The 17262-nt window shown below is 36.7% G+C and carries 11 protein-coding genes and 2 pseudogenes; 11 read left to right on the forward strand and 2 right to left on the reverse strand.

The window, feature by feature from the left end; all coding sequences use genetic code 11:
- The first annotated feature begins 21 nt into the window (after window positions 1-21).
- The 6 genes and pseudogenes from DW159_RS01165 to DW159_RS01190 all read left to right on the forward strand — a co-directional run bounded on the left by DW159_RS01165 (window position 22) and on the right by DW159_RS01190 (window position 7167).
- Window positions 22-1230, forward strand: a complete 1209-nt coding sequence (locus DW159_RS01165) for a DUF2812 domain-containing protein (protein WP_158547561.1) — start codon at window positions 22-24, stop codon at window positions 1228-1230.
- Window positions 1231-1713: 483 nt separating this feature from the next.
- A pseudogene (locus DW159_RS14175) lies at window positions 1714-2958 on the forward strand (VirB4-like conjugal transfer ATPase, CD1110 family); the annotation flags it as partial.
- A 148-nt stretch (window positions 2959-3106) separates the two neighbouring features.
- Window positions 3107-4486, forward strand: a complete 1380-nt coding sequence (locus DW159_RS01175; protein ID WP_117548662.1) for an RNA-binding domain-containing protein — start codon at window positions 3107-3109, stop codon at window positions 4484-4486.
- Window positions 4487-4527: 41 nt separating this feature from the next.
- Entirely contained in the window at window positions 4528-5064 is a 537-nt protein-coding gene (locus DW159_RS01180; protein ID WP_117548663.1) for a DUF6674 family protein, read from the forward strand.
- A gap of 596 nt (window positions 5065-5660) precedes the next feature.
- Window positions 5661-6353 (forward strand): leucine-rich repeat domain-containing protein, encoded by a 693-nt coding sequence (locus DW159_RS01185; protein WP_158547562.1) that lies wholly within the window; start codon window positions 5661-5663, stop codon window positions 6351-6353.
- Between the two features lie 580 nt (window positions 6354-6933).
- Entirely contained in the window at window positions 6934-7167 is a 234-nt protein-coding gene (locus DW159_RS01190) for a helix-turn-helix domain-containing protein (RefSeq protein WP_117548665.1), read from the forward strand.
- A gap of 83 nt (window positions 7168-7250) precedes the next feature.
- Here the strand turns inward: DW159_RS01190 and DW159_RS01195 are convergent, their stop codons facing one another.
- Both DW159_RS01195 and DW159_RS01200 read right to left on the reverse strand, forming a co-directional pair.
- Complete coding sequence (locus DW159_RS01195; protein WP_117548666.1) at window positions 7251-7691, reverse strand: hypothetical protein; 441 nt, start codon at window positions 7689-7691, stop codon at window positions 7251-7253.
- 111 nt (window positions 7692-7802) lie between these two features.
- Window positions 7803-8237, reverse strand: coding sequence for a hypothetical protein (locus DW159_RS01200; protein ID WP_117548667.1), 435 nt, complete (start codon window positions 8235-8237; stop codon window positions 7803-7805).
- A gap of 152 nt (window positions 8238-8389) precedes the next feature.
- Here DW159_RS01200 and DW159_RS01205 point away from each other — a divergent pair, with 152 nt between their 5' ends.
- The 5 genes and pseudogenes from DW159_RS01205 to DW159_RS01225 all read left to right on the forward strand — a co-directional run bounded on the left by DW159_RS01205 (window position 8390) and on the right by DW159_RS01225 (window position 17216).
- The gene (locus tag DW159_RS01205; protein ID WP_117548668.1) at window positions 8390-10426 is read left to right on the forward strand and encodes an NACHT domain-containing protein; all 2037 of its coding nucleotides are present in this window, start codon (window positions 8390-8392) and stop codon (window positions 10424-10426) included.
- An 11-nt stretch (window positions 10427-10437) separates the two neighbouring features.
- The gene (locus tag DW159_RS01210) at window positions 10438-14076 is read left to right on the forward strand and encodes an NACHT domain-containing protein (protein WP_117548669.1); all 3639 of its coding nucleotides are present in this window, start codon (window positions 10438-10440) and stop codon (window positions 14074-14076) included.
- Window positions 14077-14195: 119 nt separating this feature from the next.
- A pseudogene (locus tag DW159_RS01215) lies at window positions 14196-15488 on the forward strand (IS110 family transposase).
- 469 nt (window positions 15489-15957) lie between these two features.
- A complete protein-coding gene (locus tag DW159_RS01220; RefSeq protein ID WP_117548670.1) occupies window positions 15958-16656 on the forward strand; it encodes a hypothetical protein in 699 nt (232 codons plus the stop codon).
- A gap of 356 nt (window positions 16657-17012) precedes the next feature.
- A complete protein-coding gene (locus DW159_RS01225; RefSeq protein ID WP_117548671.1) occupies window positions 17013-17216 on the forward strand; it encodes a hypothetical protein in 204 nt (67 codons plus the stop codon).
- The last annotated feature ends 46 nt before the right edge of the window (window positions 17217-17262 follow it).

A 17262-nucleotide genomic window follows, 5' to 3' on the forward strand; every position in this document is an offset into this window, starting at 1 on the left:
GTTTATATGGAGGATTCAAAGATGGTGGAGAAAGAAGATACAAAAAGTGTGCACCGCATCATACCATGTCCGGATTATGATGTGACCGGAGTTGAGTGCTGGCTCTCATATATGGCGGAGCGGGGGTATATATTGCGGGATGGTGGAGTGTTCCGTGGAATAGCTGCGTTTGACAGGTGCGAACCTGAAAAGGTGGAGTATAGGTTACAGCCGGCTCAGAAAGGATTCGTGATATATGACAACGACGGACCAAGTGATGATGAGGTGGAGTTGAACGGCGCTTTTGGATGGAAGTACGTGGCAAAGTATGGAGTATTTCATATATACAGAGCAGATGATATAGATGCCAGAGAGATGGACACAGACCCTGAGGTCCAGGCGATGGCGATGAATTCGCTGCATAGAAGTCAGAGGTTTAACATAATATGGATGTCCATCTGGATAATAGTATATCTTGCACTTGTCTTTACAAGTCAGCCGTTCCTATCGATGGTAAACAGAGGAAGCCTGATAAGCATTGCCCTCGTATTGTGTGTGATCATATTTATAGTGACTGGCCTGGTTAAGGCTGTGAGTCTGTACAGGCTCCGCAAAAAAATACTTGATGGGGATAGTCTGGGTTCAGGCACAAACTGGAGAAAAGGTGCCAGAATATACACAGTAAAGGCCGTTGTTGGAATAATTGCATATGTGGCAATGATAGTGTTTGGATGTATGCTTATACTGAGTGATGGCACAGCTAGAAATCAGATGCCGCTTTCCGAATATCAGGGAGAAATTCCGTTTCGGACAATAACTGATCTGGCTTCCTGCGATGATATCCAGAAGGTAGATAATGTCGATGATGACGTGAATACGATAAGTGAATGGTCTGATATTCTGTGGCCTGAAAATTATAAGGTTTATGAGTATGGCGATATAGTTTACACAGATGGAAATATATGTCATGGTGGATTGGTGATAACCTACCACAAGGCTAAAAATGAGTGGCTGGCAGATAAACTTTATCAGGCTTATCTTAAGAGAGCGAAGAATCAGTCAGACTACGAATCAATCGATCTGACAATAGCAGGGCTGGATGATGTAGATGCTTACTGGGACGGATCAGAGAGCGTGATCATGAGAAAAGGAAAGAAACTTATAGTAGCCAGCTTCTATATGAGCGGTGAGAACAGAAGAGCTGATGATCTGGAAGAATGGGCCGGATGTATTGCGGAGAGTCTGGAATAAAGGATATTGTGTTTTTGCTGTGTTCATATTGAGACAAAGAGAACAAAGAAATAAACAGTCAGTTGATATCGACATGAATTAGAGACAGGGGACACTCCTTGTTACAGAAGGAACGTCCCCAAGGAGGTATACATGAAATTAGGTATCGTTATTTATCAGCCTAATTTTCATAATTCTATATATCCTCATAAATATCGATAAAGCCTTATAAATCAAGGGTTCTTCGGTGATTGCTAGATACATAAAATCTAGTATAAATTTATATAATTCATAAAAAAATGGTACACTAACTGGTACACAAAAAATTAACTGAGTAATGTGGATATAATAAGATTGCCCCAAGATAGGATTATAAGATAAAGACGTCAGCATAGAAAAAATGCAGGACGTCTTTATTTTTTATAATGAAATGTTAAATATGTTCTGTAGAAATAAGTAGTGTGTTTCGCGTATGTTCCATTAATATCTTTTGCTCATCAACAGAATACAGCTCTTCCGATTGGTGTCAGGCAGGTTGAGACAATGAGAACTATGCTTACCCAGTCGCTTGCGGTTCTTATGCCATTTAATGTGCAGGAGCTTAATGATGCAGGCGGCAATTATTATGGTATAAATCAGGTAAGCAAGAACATCAATATTGGTAACAGGAAGAAGCTGATAAATGAAAATGGATTTACCTTCGGAGTGTCGGGATCAGGTAAATCATTTTTCTGTAAGATGGAGATGGGTTCGGTGTTCTTATCCGGTGATGATGAGATCATCGTTATTGATCCTATGAATGAGTATTTTGATGTAGCTCATACCTATGGAGGCACAGTAGTAAATATGTCTACTTATACAGATAATTATGTGAATCCGCTTTCCATGGATGTTTGGAATCTTGATCAGAACGATACAAAGTGATGGGTTAGAGAAAAGGGCGAGTTCATGCTAGGACTCTGTGAGCAGTGTATTGGGGATTCGTTAAATTCCCGTCAGAAGTCTATCATCGACCGATGCGTAAGAAAGATGTATATAGATATAGCCAGAAGCCGAGAGAAGTATATCCCTGTCATGAGTGACTTTTATGAGATCCTTATGGCTCAGCCGGAGGAGGAAGCAAAGGAGGTAGCCCTATCATTGGAACTTTTTGTCAATGGTTCGCTTAACATCTTTAATCATCAGACAAATGTAGACGTAGATAACCGCTTTGTGGTTTATGGTATACGAGACCTTGGAACAGAGCTTAGCCCGATTACTATGCTTGTTATGATGGAGTCGATACAGCAGCGTATTGTGGAAAATGGAAAGAGAGGAAAGGCAACATGGCTCTATATAGATGAGTTTCATGTTCTTTTAAATTCAGAGTATTCCGCAAAGTATTTACAGCAGCTCTGGAAGAAGGTCAGGAAGCAAGGCGGACTCTGTACTGGTATCACACAGAATGTTGTTGATCTTTTACAGAACTATACAGCTACCACAATGCTTGCCAACTCTGAGTTTGTTGCACTATTGAAACAGGCAAATACTGACAGTGCAAAGATGGCAGAAGTAATCGGCGTGTCAGATGCGCAGCTTCGTTTTGTCACAAACAGTCAGTCTGGTATGGGACTTTTAAAGTGTGGTAATGTTGTAATACCATTTGATAATCAGATCGGAAAGAATACAAGTCTTTATAAGTTATATAATACAAATATTCATGAGCGTATCGCTGAGCAGAAGGCGAGGAAGATGGTAGATACTTTGTAATATATGTATGGTAGTAGGTTTTCGATTGTGGTAAGATAAAATTCAATAGATAATTTATCCCCCACCTTGGAACTGATAAAAGTGGGGGATAAAGTGGGGGATAAAGTGGGGGATAAAAGTATAAAATATATGTATAAGGGGTGAGAAGATGCAGAATCTTGAGATGATCGTTAAGGAATTAACAGAATATGCCACTGAGGAAGAGTGGTTTGAATTTAAGGAAAACTGGTATGAAGAAAATGGTATAGGGGAGTATATTTCTTCTATGTCAAATGTTGCGGCATTGCTGGGAAAAGAAAACGCGTATTTGGTATGGGGCGTGAATAATGACACACATGAGTTTACAGGAACTACGTTCACTTATCATAGAGATGTCAAGAATGAACCTTTAGAACATTATCTTGCAAGAAATGTGGTTCCAGATATCGGTTTCTATTTTAAGGAGCTAACTATTAAATCAAAGAAAGTTGTTGTACTTGTGATCCCAGCGGCAAAACAAGTTCCAACCGCATTCAATGGTGTTCGATATTTACGTATCGGATCTAGTAAGGTAAATCTTAACAAATACCCAGAGAGAGAGTCACAGTTATTTGACATTTTAAGAAATGGATTTCCAACTATGGAGAGTGAGGAAGCATATGACCAGGAGCTTTCATTCAGAAAACTTTTTTTATATTATGAGGATAAAGGAATAGTATTGAAAAACTCAACTTTTGAGAAAAATCTGGGACTTCGTAATAAAGATGGAAAGTATAATATGTTAGCTCAGTTGTTGTCTGATGACAGTCAGATTCCTATTCGTGTGTCTATATTTAGAGGAAAAGATAAAGCATCACAGCTTTATTCAGTTCGTGAATTTGGCAATAATTGCTTATTATATTCGCTGGATAAGGTCCTTGAATATGGAGATGTATTGAATATACCACAGGCAGATGAAAAGAATCGAGTTGTTCAAAGAAAAGAAGTTCCACTGTTTAATCAGGATGCATTTCGTGAAGCAATGATAAACGCTTTTGTTCATAATAGTTGGATAGATGGAAATGCACCCATGATTACAGTGTATAGTGATAGAATTGAAATATTGTCAAGGGGAACCTTGGCACCAAAACAGACGTTGAATGGTTTTTATTTGGGGGTATCCGTTCCGGTAAATAGAAAACTTTCAGATATTTTTTTACAACTCCATATTAGTGAACGATCTGGTAGAGGTGTTCCGCAGATAACGAGTATATATGGAAGAGAAGCCTTTGAGTTTAGAGATAATTCAATAGTGGTTACAATTCCATTTGATATTATGAAAGCAGAAACGGATGAAGTGATTGAAGATAATGAAAAGAAATTAAATGATACACAGCAGAAAATATTAGCAGAGATGAGAAAAAATTCCCAGATAACTCAGCCGCAACTTATGGAAATATTAAATATAGGAAAGACGGCTGTTCAGAAGAATATAACTTATTTAAGGGAAAACGGATATATAAAGCGTGAAGGTGCAAATAAAAATGGAATTTGGAAGGTCTTAAAATGATTATATACAGATAACATTATGCAAAGAATGGAGGAAAAGAGATGGTTGATTTAGCGTTACTTTCATATCGTGATGCTATAGATATGATTATGATATTTGCAAGAATTGATGGATTCTCAGAAGGTATGAGAACTGCGAGTCGTCAGATCTCAGACAGCTTCCGCGCGCTTGCTGGCAGGGAGAAAAAAGATGATGTGCAGGATGATATAGCCCGTGATAACCAGTCATATCTCCGTAAACCATGGGAGTGGCAGAAGAAAGTATATACCGGGCTTGAACTTCACCTCGATGCTGCCATCGACAAAGTAGATAATCTTCGGCTGGATGTCATGGACAGACGCATGCAGGAGCTGAGAGATCGCAGGAAAGAGTCAAAGTCAGAAAATAAGGAAAACTATGGAACACCAGAAAGAGAAACAACACATCTTCCTCCTGGGCGATTAGCTGTAGTTGCTGAAGAACAGCCGGTATATGGAGCTGATGCTTTTGAGGCGTATATGGCAAAGCATGATGGGAAAAAGAATGTAACGGATACGATGATAAATCGGGGGCAGATGGATAAGCATAAGGGTAGATAGTGAGATAAAATTAAGTTGTTGATAGAATATGTTGCGGGACGTAGGTAAGAGATATTGCATGCGTACGATTCAATAAAAATACAGATGATTTCGCGTTTTGCACGGCTAAGATCAAAAAGTTTGTTTCATACAAAGATATCAAAAAGTTGATGGCTGATCTGAAGCTTATATATGCGGCTCCAACAGAAGAAACCGCTTTAAAAGAATTAGAATTATTCAAAGACAACAATGCAGCTTAACGGCTTGAAATCAATATATTTCCCATTGGTAATACCTAAGGTTAACAAGATGACAATATATTGCTTTGATGCTATGAAAGTAATATAATAATAGAAAAATTTTTATGAAAATGATGAGAGTATGCAATAACCGTGTTTTTGTGCCGATATATGCAGAGTAACGTAATAATGAGTAGAGAACATGAAAACAAGGATGTACAACCATGGAAGAGAACAAAAGGTGTGTGTGAATCCCAGAGGGAACATGCTGTGCGTATTGCTAATGGACTTGATATTTAATGTGTTTCATTTGCAACATATAAAATTATGAATGGACTAGGAGGATATAGTTGTTTCAAAATGGATGGAAAAACTTTCGTGAAAGAATTCACAAGGATATTGGAAAAAGTATGTAAAATTACAGGAAATTCTTTTAATGACAGGATTATTATCTCGGATGATCCAGAGTGTGATGCAGATTATGGAGTTGATAAAAATGGTAATCTGGTTATTGATTGTGAGTGTACAAATTTAAAGTTATCAGAGCTCAGAGAAATTCGTTATAGAGCTAAAAGTGGTATGATTGAAGATTGTGATGGACATATTTCTTTGGTGTTCAATAATGGTATGGAATTCTATATGCACTTTGATAGTATGATAGGGTTAGGCGATCAAATTTATAGCGTCAATTTTCAAAATGGTGCATGCGACTGTAGCAACTATGTAAAAGAACTGATTCATATAAAAAATCTTGATTGGAATAGTCAGTTTATAATATCAGATAATAAGTTGCTCTTATATATAGGCATTCAAAAAGATGTTGTTATTCCAAAAGGTATTACCGAGATTAGAGAAAGTGCATTTGCACGTACGCATATTACAAGTGTTGTGCTTCCTGAAACGCTTACATATATTGGGAACATGGCATTCAGTGAAACTAATATAGATTCCATTTGCATACCAAAATCAATAACATATATCGGCAATGGAGCATTTAGACTTACGCCTTTGGAATCAACAAAAAATATCAAAAATTATTCAGATATTATAATTGATGACCGTGTTTGGTAAGTGAATATAGCTGATTACTAACACTGTGCTAATGATACAAGTAAATAAACTAGATGAGTATCTAGGGGCGATAAAAGTTTCGCCACAGTTGCCATTAAAAGCTGCCATTAAAATAATAAGGGGCTGTAAAATAAGTCCGTAGATAAAGAAGCGCCAGTTCCGGCAAATGTCGGTTCAGGCGCTTCTTTGTATGGATCTTTCTGTTACTGATTAAGTTTGAATCTTTTTGTCCCCAAAATGGTATACTTAATAAATCTCAGCCGATAATGCTTAAGTTTTAAGCAGTTTTCATTTGCCGAAGCTTTTTGTTGTGATATTTATAAAGATTGAATCCACATGAAAGGGGGAACTCTCACGTACGGTTCTTTGAGGATGCGGTAGTAATACCATTGATCTACCCGATAGTTTAGATGAGAATAAGCCCTACATTTCACCATTTGCGCAATTTCAATAGCAGTTATAATGCTTGTGATAGCGTAAACTCGCATCGAAATGCGAAAACGTAATTGACGGAGAGAGAATGGTTTAGTTATAATAAAAAAGAGTATATCGACAGTGTTTATGATGGATAGGTGAAAGAATGGCTATATCATATAATAAACTATGGAAGAAATTAATTGATAAGAAAATGAGCGCTGCTGACCTAAGAAAGATGGCGGATATTGCGCCCAATACTATGACAAGAATGAAAAAGGATCAAGAAGTAACTATTCAAGTGTTAGAACGAATATGTAAGATACTGGATACTGATTTTGGTGAGATAATTGAATATATTCCGGATCATGATATTGAAGAATTTTCACGGGGAAAATAGATATCTGTAGCATAATTCACTCCCAATATCCGGAAGAGATATAGGGAGTGAATTAAAACAAAATCGTGCAGATTACGGATGTGTTACATGTGAATGTTCGTTTTTGCAACCTCATAAGCATGGAGTTTTTGTACATCTCCTCTGGTTTGTGAGGCAAGACGGTCGATTCTTCCCCGGGCCGATTCGGTTGAGATGCTTTTGAACGATGTAAGGTATTTGTCGGCACTAAAGTTCGTGTTGTTGTAGGCACTAAGATCAACATTGTAGGTTGTTTCGAGTTCGTTAAGAACTGCGTGGAAAAGCTGGTTAAAATCTTTTGATTTAAGATCGGTTACCATAGTCATTGGATCATAGGAACCGTTCATTATTGAAAGATAAACGTAGCCAGCAACTGGTTTTCTGTCACAGAATCGATTGATAACGGCGTATACTAATGAATACATATCTTCTTCAAGCGTGATCTTATTAGCAACACTGTTTGCAATATCTGTGGAGCTTTCAATGTTGTTTTTGTTATACTTCATGGAGTCAAGCTTGTTGATTGATTCATTATCTTGGTCAGAAACTATTGTGTCGGATTCGGTGTGTTTAGCACTTGCACCATAGCTACGAGCAAGATCTGTAAGAATATTATGCTATATGTAAGCTCTAAGATTGTATACAAAGAACTCAGGCTTATCAAAAAGCGTATCGATTCTTACACGGCCGATATTGTTGATTTTTACCGGCTTGCCATTGATCATTTTTGTCGTTGATTTTTTTATAGTGCTGTAGAGGCCTAAGAAGGTAAGTGAGACAGCTTCATACAGAAGATCATATTCATGCTTATCTTCATAGTACTGAGAAGTGTACGCATTAGCAATTGAAGTAATTAAAGCATGAGTATCCTGCTCGTGAAGAAGAACAAAGATCATTGCTGTTAAGGCCTCCGAGAGTTCTTTGTGTAAAAGGCTGTTTACAGAATTGGATTTTAACTGGCTAGGAATTATTCCTTTGTTTTTGATGAGCTGGAGAGTGCTTTCAAGGTTGAGCTGTGCTTGAGTTTTTGAATATTTGTTATTATTTTTCATATTCGTTACCTCCGCTTCTTTTGATGATTTGATTTTCTTACGGAAACGGTGTGGTCAGTTGTAGAAATAGATGAACCAGTGGATTATGGGTGGATTTTTTGTAGATTGTTGGTGGATTATTAGATGCCATTACGGCTTTTGGAGATGAAGAGATGAGATACTTAAATATTGAAGAAACAATTGCGGTAGATGAAGAGAATAAAAAGATTCTTTTTTTGAATCCCGAGGAAGAAGGGAAAAGCTTTACGATAAGAGATAATCAAAGATGGAAATTGTTTTTATTGTTGTTATCAAGAGAGGGAAAAGAATACAAAACGACAGAACTAGCGCTTAAAATAGTTGGCGATGCAAATGCCGATATAAAGGGGTTGATAAAGAAACTCAAAATTGAGTTGAATGAGAAAGGAATTCCTTGTAATTGTAAAAAAGATGATAAAGATCCAACTAAGATTACAATACTTAACAAACCGAATAGCGGAATTTTGAGAAATAATGGGTCTTATACACTACTTTTGCCCAAAATTGAAAATAAGACCGAAAAAGTTTTGACAGACTTATTCTGGAATCGTTATGAAAGTCTTTCTGCTCAAAAAGAGGGCGAGCATAAAAATGATGAGATAATAGCTAAAATAGGTGATGTGTATCAATTGCCATTGATACAAGAAAGCGGAAATGATTGCAAGTGGAATATAAATAATCTGGATTTATACGATCAAAATATATTGATTGAGGCACCAAATGGATATGGTAAAACAACATTTATGAGAAGTATCTTATTGGCAGCGTCATATAAATACAGAATGAGTTTGTTGCAAGATGACATACGTAAATACGAAAACATAAGGCTTTTTCATAGTGTGGATGAATCATATCTCTGCATCTATTTGGAATGCAAGAACTTTGATTTCAAAATGCCAGGGGACGGTGATGTAGTTGGATGGATATATGATGTTTTGGCGAAAATAGAAAGTATTAGAATTGATAGATACATTACAAGAGAAACATTTAATGAGCTGTTAAGGAAATATAACATGAGTAAGAAATTGATTTTACTCGTTGATGGATTTGATGAAATTTCCCTTGATAACAGGGTAAAACTGATAAAAAGATTAAATGCATTTCAGCGCGATATTGAATTGGGGGCTAATTCAAGAATAGTAATGTCGACTAGACCTTTGTTCTGGGGGGGGGACTTTAATGGATACAAAAAGTATTCGATATCGAATAGAAATATTGTTGAAGACAAAACAGTTTTTATGCAATATGTAAAGAGCTATATGAGTTATTCCAAATCTGATGATGCAGAGTATTTATATGACTATGTTATTAGAAATTATTACTTGAGAAAAATAGTGTGTACTCCGGCAGTGATAGTGTGGATAGTAAGAGAGTTTCAAGGGAAAAGTGCATTCTATGAGTCGATAGAGAGAATAATTGAACAGATTATGCTTCGCTATACATCAAGAGAACTAACCGTGTACAAAGAACAATATAAAAGAGTATATGAAGAATTAGCGTTTAAGTATTTGTGCTTATCTGGGGAAGATGATGGATTGGTCTACTTGCAAACGGAAATGTTGTCGCTTATTAGAGCGTGTATAGAGAAGATAGAATCAGAGGGAAATAAAAGATTTAATATGATCTTTGCCGGGAATAAAGATGATGAAGAATTAGGAGAACTTTTTTTTACAAATGTAGCGTTAATGGAATTTATCAATGGACGGGTTAAATTTTCAACCATAGTATTTGCCTATCATTTGGCTGCGCGATGTTTATTGAGACTTTTCAAGGAGAACAGTAATTCTGATGTGAGAATTCAGTTGAATATGTTGCCGTATCAGAGTCGTTACTATGTAATGGTGATAGCAGCATCTTTGGTTCTGCATCTTACGGATGTTCGTTTTTTTGAGGATTATGGCACTAATGCAGACGATATTAGATTTGATCTTTCGGAAATCTTTATAGAATATATTAAAGCACGATGGAATGATTCGAGTTGTACAGAAATAGAAAAGAGCTATATTCAAGAAGCAGTTGCTCATATTTTACTAAAGTATTATGGAGAAAATGTATATACGAATCGTAACTTAGACAATAAGGACTATGTATTATGGATGGATGAAATATTAAAAGTACAATTGGAAGAATGCAATAGTGCTGTTTCATGGTATCTAAGTGAGAAGAGGTAGAATAGTTTCATATGATGAAAAATGATGAATTATTAGAATTGTATTTAAGAAAAACTATTGAATTTTGTGAGGCGTATGATGCCTTTTCTATTCCAGCGGCTATGATGGCAGGCGGAGCTGAAATAAAACTTCAAGATGTTTACACGCACCTTTCCTTTGTTGAGAGAGAGAAGTATGAGAGCGGAAAGAGTCCTATATTTGACAGGGGCATTACTAGAGATGGTATACAAAACAGCGATATTGACAAAATGATAGCAGCTATAGATGCAAAAATCGCTGAATTAGAAAAAGAAGAAGAGTTAAGTAAACAAAAAGTAAACACTGATGAGTCAGAAAAAGAAGAATTCAATGCGCAGAAAGTAACTGTCGATGAGTTGATGTATAAAGCATACAGTGAGGAGAAGAATGCTGAGAGAATAGAAAATGTGGAATTTGATTCGCAGAAAGGGGATTCAGATGATTTAATACAAAAGAATTTTAGAAACGATAAGAATACTGAGGAATCCAATTTCAATAAAGATGGAGAATGCGATTCTCAGGAGAAAGAAGACTTAAATTGGATATGGTTTTTATCTGCTCCGGGAGGGGGAAAGACTACTCTCCTAAAAATGTATAGTTTGGCATATGCTTATAAGTATTATGTTGAACTATTTGATAATAAAGGGGGGCTATTTGGTGATCGTCAAATTATTGAAGGTGTTTGTGCTAAGTTAGGAATAATGGAAGGAGCATGCCCGTTCTTTATCAGTGTTAGAGACTTAAAAGAGGAAGATTATCCTGATGTGTCTGAGCCCGAAGGCTTTGCTAGAGTAATCAGAGAGGCTATAAGATCTTTAGTTGAGAATGATATTTCTGACGATGAAGTGGACAGACTGTTATCTTCAATAAAAAAACCAATTTACATTATCGATAGCGTTGAAGAGTTTTCAAGTACAAGATTTCGTGTATCGTTTCTTGAAGGATTAGATGCGTTTTCACGCGGAAATAAGTGTTATTTATCATCTCGATATAGAGAGTATATGGAGAGTGTTAAGGAAACACGACTTGAAAGAGATGGGGTTGAATTGTCTGCTAAAGAATATGTTATAGATGGTTTGACACCACATTTTGGTGACCCCAAAGACACGGTGAGGGAGTTTGCAGAAAGATGGTATGCTGCATTAAATAGAATAAGTGGTCGTGAAAAACTTGATGTAGATAAGGATTTTTTGGTTCCATTATACAAAAATTCCAATGTCAAGGATTTGATTAAGAATCCTTTGGAATTGACGAGTTTATTAATGATAAGCAGCTATGACAGTTGTTTGCCTTCAGATTTTGTTAAGATATATGGACGATCAATTGAATTATGGCTGAGCTGGAATAATTATGCTAGGTATAATTACGAAGATGTAATGAGACAGTTGTCGCAGGTTGCCTATCAAATGGCGGTATCAGAAAATGAAAAGATTGTGGTAAGGCATGATACTCTAGAAAAGTATATTTGCCAATCCAGAAGGGATTTAAAAAGATATTATCAGCAAGAATGGCTTGAAGATAAATCAAGTATTGATGAGTTTATACAGTTCCTCTGTAGAAGTCATCTAGTCAGCAAGAACACAGAGGGATATGATTTTGTTCATAGACAGTACCAGGCTTATTTGGTCGCATATTGTATAACAACCAACAATTTTTCCAGGGAAACTAGGCGAAAGAGCAGATTAGATTATTTAGAGGAACATATCCGGGAAAAAGATGATTTTTGGAATCAGATAATAATTATTATTGTCATGTTGGATATAGAGTTAAGGGATGATATAATTACTACTTTATTCAGTCTTTCGGATAATTCAAATAGTACGGATATATCTGATACAAACTATTATGTGTCCTTGCTAATACAGTTAGCAGTTATGCCGGGAGTGAATTTTGACGATTATGAGTTGGAAAAACTATTTGATTTGATCGTTCGAAATGATAATAGTTGGCGCCTTTTTAGTTCAAAAAATGCGGATTTGCAGCGATTATTTGCTATGAATGAGGAAGAGGGAAATGACCTATTTATAAGAATTGTTGTTAACAAAAATAAGAAACTAGCTGAAATAGAAAAAGATTTATTCAGAGACAAAATAGCGACACCGCTTTTCTATTGCCTATGGCATTGCAAGGTAAGTGAACAAAGTATTTACGATGCATTAGACGCTTTCTTTACGAATTTTATCAACACCAATATTATTGATATGATTCATAATTCAAAAGACCTTACTAGTAGTCAACATATTGTAAAAGAAACAGCAATTCGTTTAGGAAAAGATTCTTTAAAAGCGAATGATTTTTCGGATTGCTATATGCTTATTGCAGCTATTATGGGATATGAGGGCGATGGTGATCCATACAATTGTGTTGAAAGACTTATTGATCAATGCACATTTGAAACAGATGTGATTGCAATCAATATACTTGTATTGGCTACATGGTTGATTCGTTGTAATAAAGCAACCCATTATGGATATGGAATAGAAAAAGGTGGTTTAGTAAAATACTCGGATTTTATCCTGCGAGGGATAGTAGATGATGAACATGAGAAAATGCGAAGAGACTACTTGGTGACTTTCTCAGATGTATTCTCTATTGGAGAGACTGTTGAATATGAAGAATCATGGTTTAAGGAAACAGTTTTTGGATATATTCTTCGAATTGCTATCTCAGAATATAGAGAAAGTGGAGCTTTGTTTGATGAAAGTGACGGAACATTTACCAAGTGTTTTGAGCATATTTCTTTATACCCATGTGAATTCGTTGCTATTAGCAGAAAATATTTAGAAAGCCTCAAGTATGATGCTATTGATTTAATAGAGAGAATAAGGAATATTTATAAGAAAACGGAAAATCTTATTAACAAAGTGAGGGCTGCAAAGCTTTTAGTTTTGCTGTCGGAGATGCAGTATGATGAAAGAAAATCAATGGTAAGGGAGATAGAAAAGACTGCAAAGGATGGAAAAGTAAGACTAAAACTTAAAAACGACGATTTAGAAAAAGCTTTTCTTCAAAGTGTTGAGCAAATAAAGGATTATGTTCCAGAAGGCAGAAACTTGATAGAAGATCTTGATTTGTCAAATTTCAAGCTAACACTAGAAACCGAACAGGCAAAGAAGGACACTGAGTTAGAGGATTTTTTAAAAGAAATCAAAAGTGTTGGGGATGTAGAGGAACATGTTGATTATTATGCGCAAGGGATGTACGAAGAAGCAAAAAAACAATATTTGAAGCATTTTGATGTGCTGTCTTGCCGGAATAATTTAGCATATATGTTGAGGCGAGGTGAGATTAAAAATGTATATTACGAGGGGATATCTTATTCGGTAGAAGAATTATTGCAAGCAGGTATTGCGTATTGTGAACCATATTCATTAGTAAATTATGCTCTCTATATATCTTGGAATAAAGAACATTATAATTATAATACAGGATTGACATTTTTGAGGCAGTATAAGGATTCGGGACATCTTTTGGAGGTTGCTAGCTGGTGGTACAAGCTGAGAAGAGATGGAGAAGCAGAAGGATACTTGGTGTTAATGTGGCTAAGTGATCTAGATTTGGAATTGTTTGAGACAAAAGAAGATTTAGAAAAAGAAGCACAGAAGCTGTTTCCTAATCTAATAAAATATTAAAGGGAGCTTCCTGTATAATTCAAAAATGTAGACGTTGAAAAATAAAAATACCTCAGAGCACAATGAGACTACTGACTGGCAGGTTAGTAAAAATCTTATTGAACAGAGAGGTATCTACAATGAAGTCTAACACACAGAATAAAAAAATAGAAGCAATAACAGAAAAAACTTTGGTAATCGGAATTGATGTAGGAAGTGAAACACACTATGCAAGAGCGTTTGATTACAGAGGTATTGAGTATTCAAAGAAGCCATTCAGCTTCAGTAACAGCGAAGCCGGATTTGAAATGTTCAAAGCATGGATCTCCGATATCAAGGGAAAGCATGAAAAGGATAAGGTCGTACCAGGGATGGAACCGACAGGACACTACTGGTTTAATCTTGGAAAATATCTTCAGGATAATGAAATGACACCGGTGCTTGTGAATCCTCATCATGTAAAAAAATCAAAAGAACTCGATGACAATAATCCGACAAAGAATGATCGTAAGGATCCAAAGGTAATCGCAGGATTGGTAAAAGAGGGACGATATATGATCCCATATCTGCCTGAGGGTGTATATGCAGATCTGAGAACCGCTTCAAATATGAGGTTTCAGATCCAGTCAGAACTTACGAGAATCCAGAACAGGATAAGTCATTGGTTCAATATATATTTTCCTGAATACAAGACAGTGTACGGAAAGCCTGATGCAGTAAGTGGAATGATGATTCTGAAACAGGCTCCTCTTCCAGAAGACATCCTGACGTTGGGTGTTGAAGGAGTGAACCATATCTGGCGGGATGCAAAGATGAGAGCAGTTGGCAAAAAGAGGGCACAGATTCTGATAGAGGCTGCAAGGCACAGCGTCGGAGCAAAAGAAGGATCTATGGCTGCACGAATGGAAATACGAATGCTGCTTGGGGATTATGAATCCAGAAATAATCGTCTTCAGGAGGTAATGACATTGATTGAAGAACTGGTAAAGTAGATACCGATGGCTGAAAAGCTGATGGATATCAAAGGCGTAGGAATTAAGACTGTGTCTGGATTTCTTGCAGAAGTAGGTGATGTAAGCCGGTTCAGCAATCCAAAAGAACTGCAGAAGCTTGCAGGATTGGCGTTGGTTGAGAACAGCTCGGGAAAGCACAAAGGACAGACAACGATAAGCAGACGAGGCAGAAAGAGACTCAGATATCTGCTGTTTGAGGTTGCAATGTCGCTTGTGGCGAAGAATCCGGAGTTTAGAGAACTCCATAATTATTACACAACCAGAAGGCTGAATCCATTGAAGAAAATGCAGTCACTTATGGCGATATCAGCCAAGTTGATACGCGTCTTTTATGCCATGCTGACAAAAGGAGTGGACTATGATCCAAAGAAGATGGTCAGTGACATCAAGAGACCAGCAGTTTATCTACAGGCTGCGTAAGAGAGACAAGTAACTATAGTGGAGGCTGTCACGTGGGCAGCCACTGAATAAAGCAGAATGTAACAGATAACGTCCACTGAACACAGTGCTGGGACAGGAAGCGAGTCAGTAATCAAAAATACAAAGAATGAGCCAGTAGTCGGCAGAAATAGACACCATGGGGCAGGACCTCGTTAGGGAGCACAGCTGACACCCTGGTTATGGGCAGGCAGGACGAAGGAAGTTAGGACCTCCGGAGACGGAGATGATCCTGGTGGATATAGGAGGTTAGCTGCCATAGAGGAAAGGGTATACACAAGGCCAGTAAAGCGTAAACTAAAGACGTTTTATTTCGTATACCTATAAACCACTATTTCAGTACCTGATACATCGAAATGCTCATAGCTCCGGCTTATTCACTGAGATATATAAGTCTGAAAAAGCCTGTAATTTCAACAAAAAAGACTTGATTATATGAGGAGGTATTATTATGGCACAGCAAACAAATTTTGAGAAAATTAACTTTTTGGTATCACATGCGAGGGCTAATCTGAATTTGTGTGTAGCAGCGTACCAGATTATCGAAAAGACAAGCATAGAGGATCGACCTACTTTGATGGAGACATTTATAAGGGGGTTTAAAAATACAAGAACAGATGAGAGTATAGAAATACCAGAGGTTTTTAATGAAGAGACGGAGCATGCTTACACCAGAAGATATCAACGTATAGTCGATGGTCATCTTGAAGAATTTCTTAATGCAGGATTTAGCAAGGAAGATTTTTATGCCGAGTTGACAAATTATATTATGACGGATAAAAATCTACTTGATGATGGAGCACGAGCATTTGCTATTTTTGATTGTTGTATAGACAAAAGATTACCTTATGCTTGTGTTGATTTGACATCAGGTATGAGGATGGAAAATGAAGAATATGCAGCATGCATAGAGCAACTGGTAGAAGATATTGATAGAGTGAATTATATATTAAATGCCAATCTTCAACAGAAGACAGAAAGGGCCTCTTTGCTCTTAAGGGAGTTAGACTCTTGTGATGACTTTAAGAAGAAAACTGTTTTGATGGCTACAATACTAAATAGGTACGACGCCGATGCTATTCGAAAAGCACTCTTGCAAATAAAACTGTCCTCTAACCCGACATTAGCTGATTTATTGTCCGACGATTAAATGAAAAAGTGAAGTAAATGATTACTGTACCACCAGAGGGAAACTTCTGGTGGTTTTTTTGTGCGTGTTAATCCACCAATTATCTACCGACATTGGCCATTTTGGTTACTGCTTATGTCACCGATTCAATTACATAATTGGATTATCAAAAACAAGGAGGTAGGTGATATGAACACAGTATTATTAACGGCTAAGAATAAAACATTAACAGCAATTTAGAAAGAGAATATTGAAATCCAGGTGATAGAAGGATCAGCACTTATTATTGCAAAGAAAAGGATAATCATTCCCGAGAACAAAATCATTATGGAGAAATACGACAGCACCATCGTTAATACAGTATCAGGCGGATGACAATGAAAATATGTAAGAGCATCCTCCGGAATACTCTTATCAAGATAGAAAATAATGGAGATAGTATTGTATTTGTTCCAGCACAGAATCACGAACATCTGGATAAGAGTAAGTTGGGGCAGTATTCATGCGAGGTTGTACTTGTAACGCATATTACACAGGTTATTGAGAGGGTATTCCCGGAATATGTGGCATTTTGTCACTGAGGAAGAATCCGTCCCTATCAAAGAGAAAAATCCAGTATCAGCAAGG

This window comes from Coprococcus sp. AM14-16 (assembly GCF_003434675.1).
In the GTDB taxonomy this organism is placed as follows: Bacteria; Bacillota; Clostridia; order Lachnospirales; family Lachnospiraceae; genus Coprococcus; species Coprococcus aceti.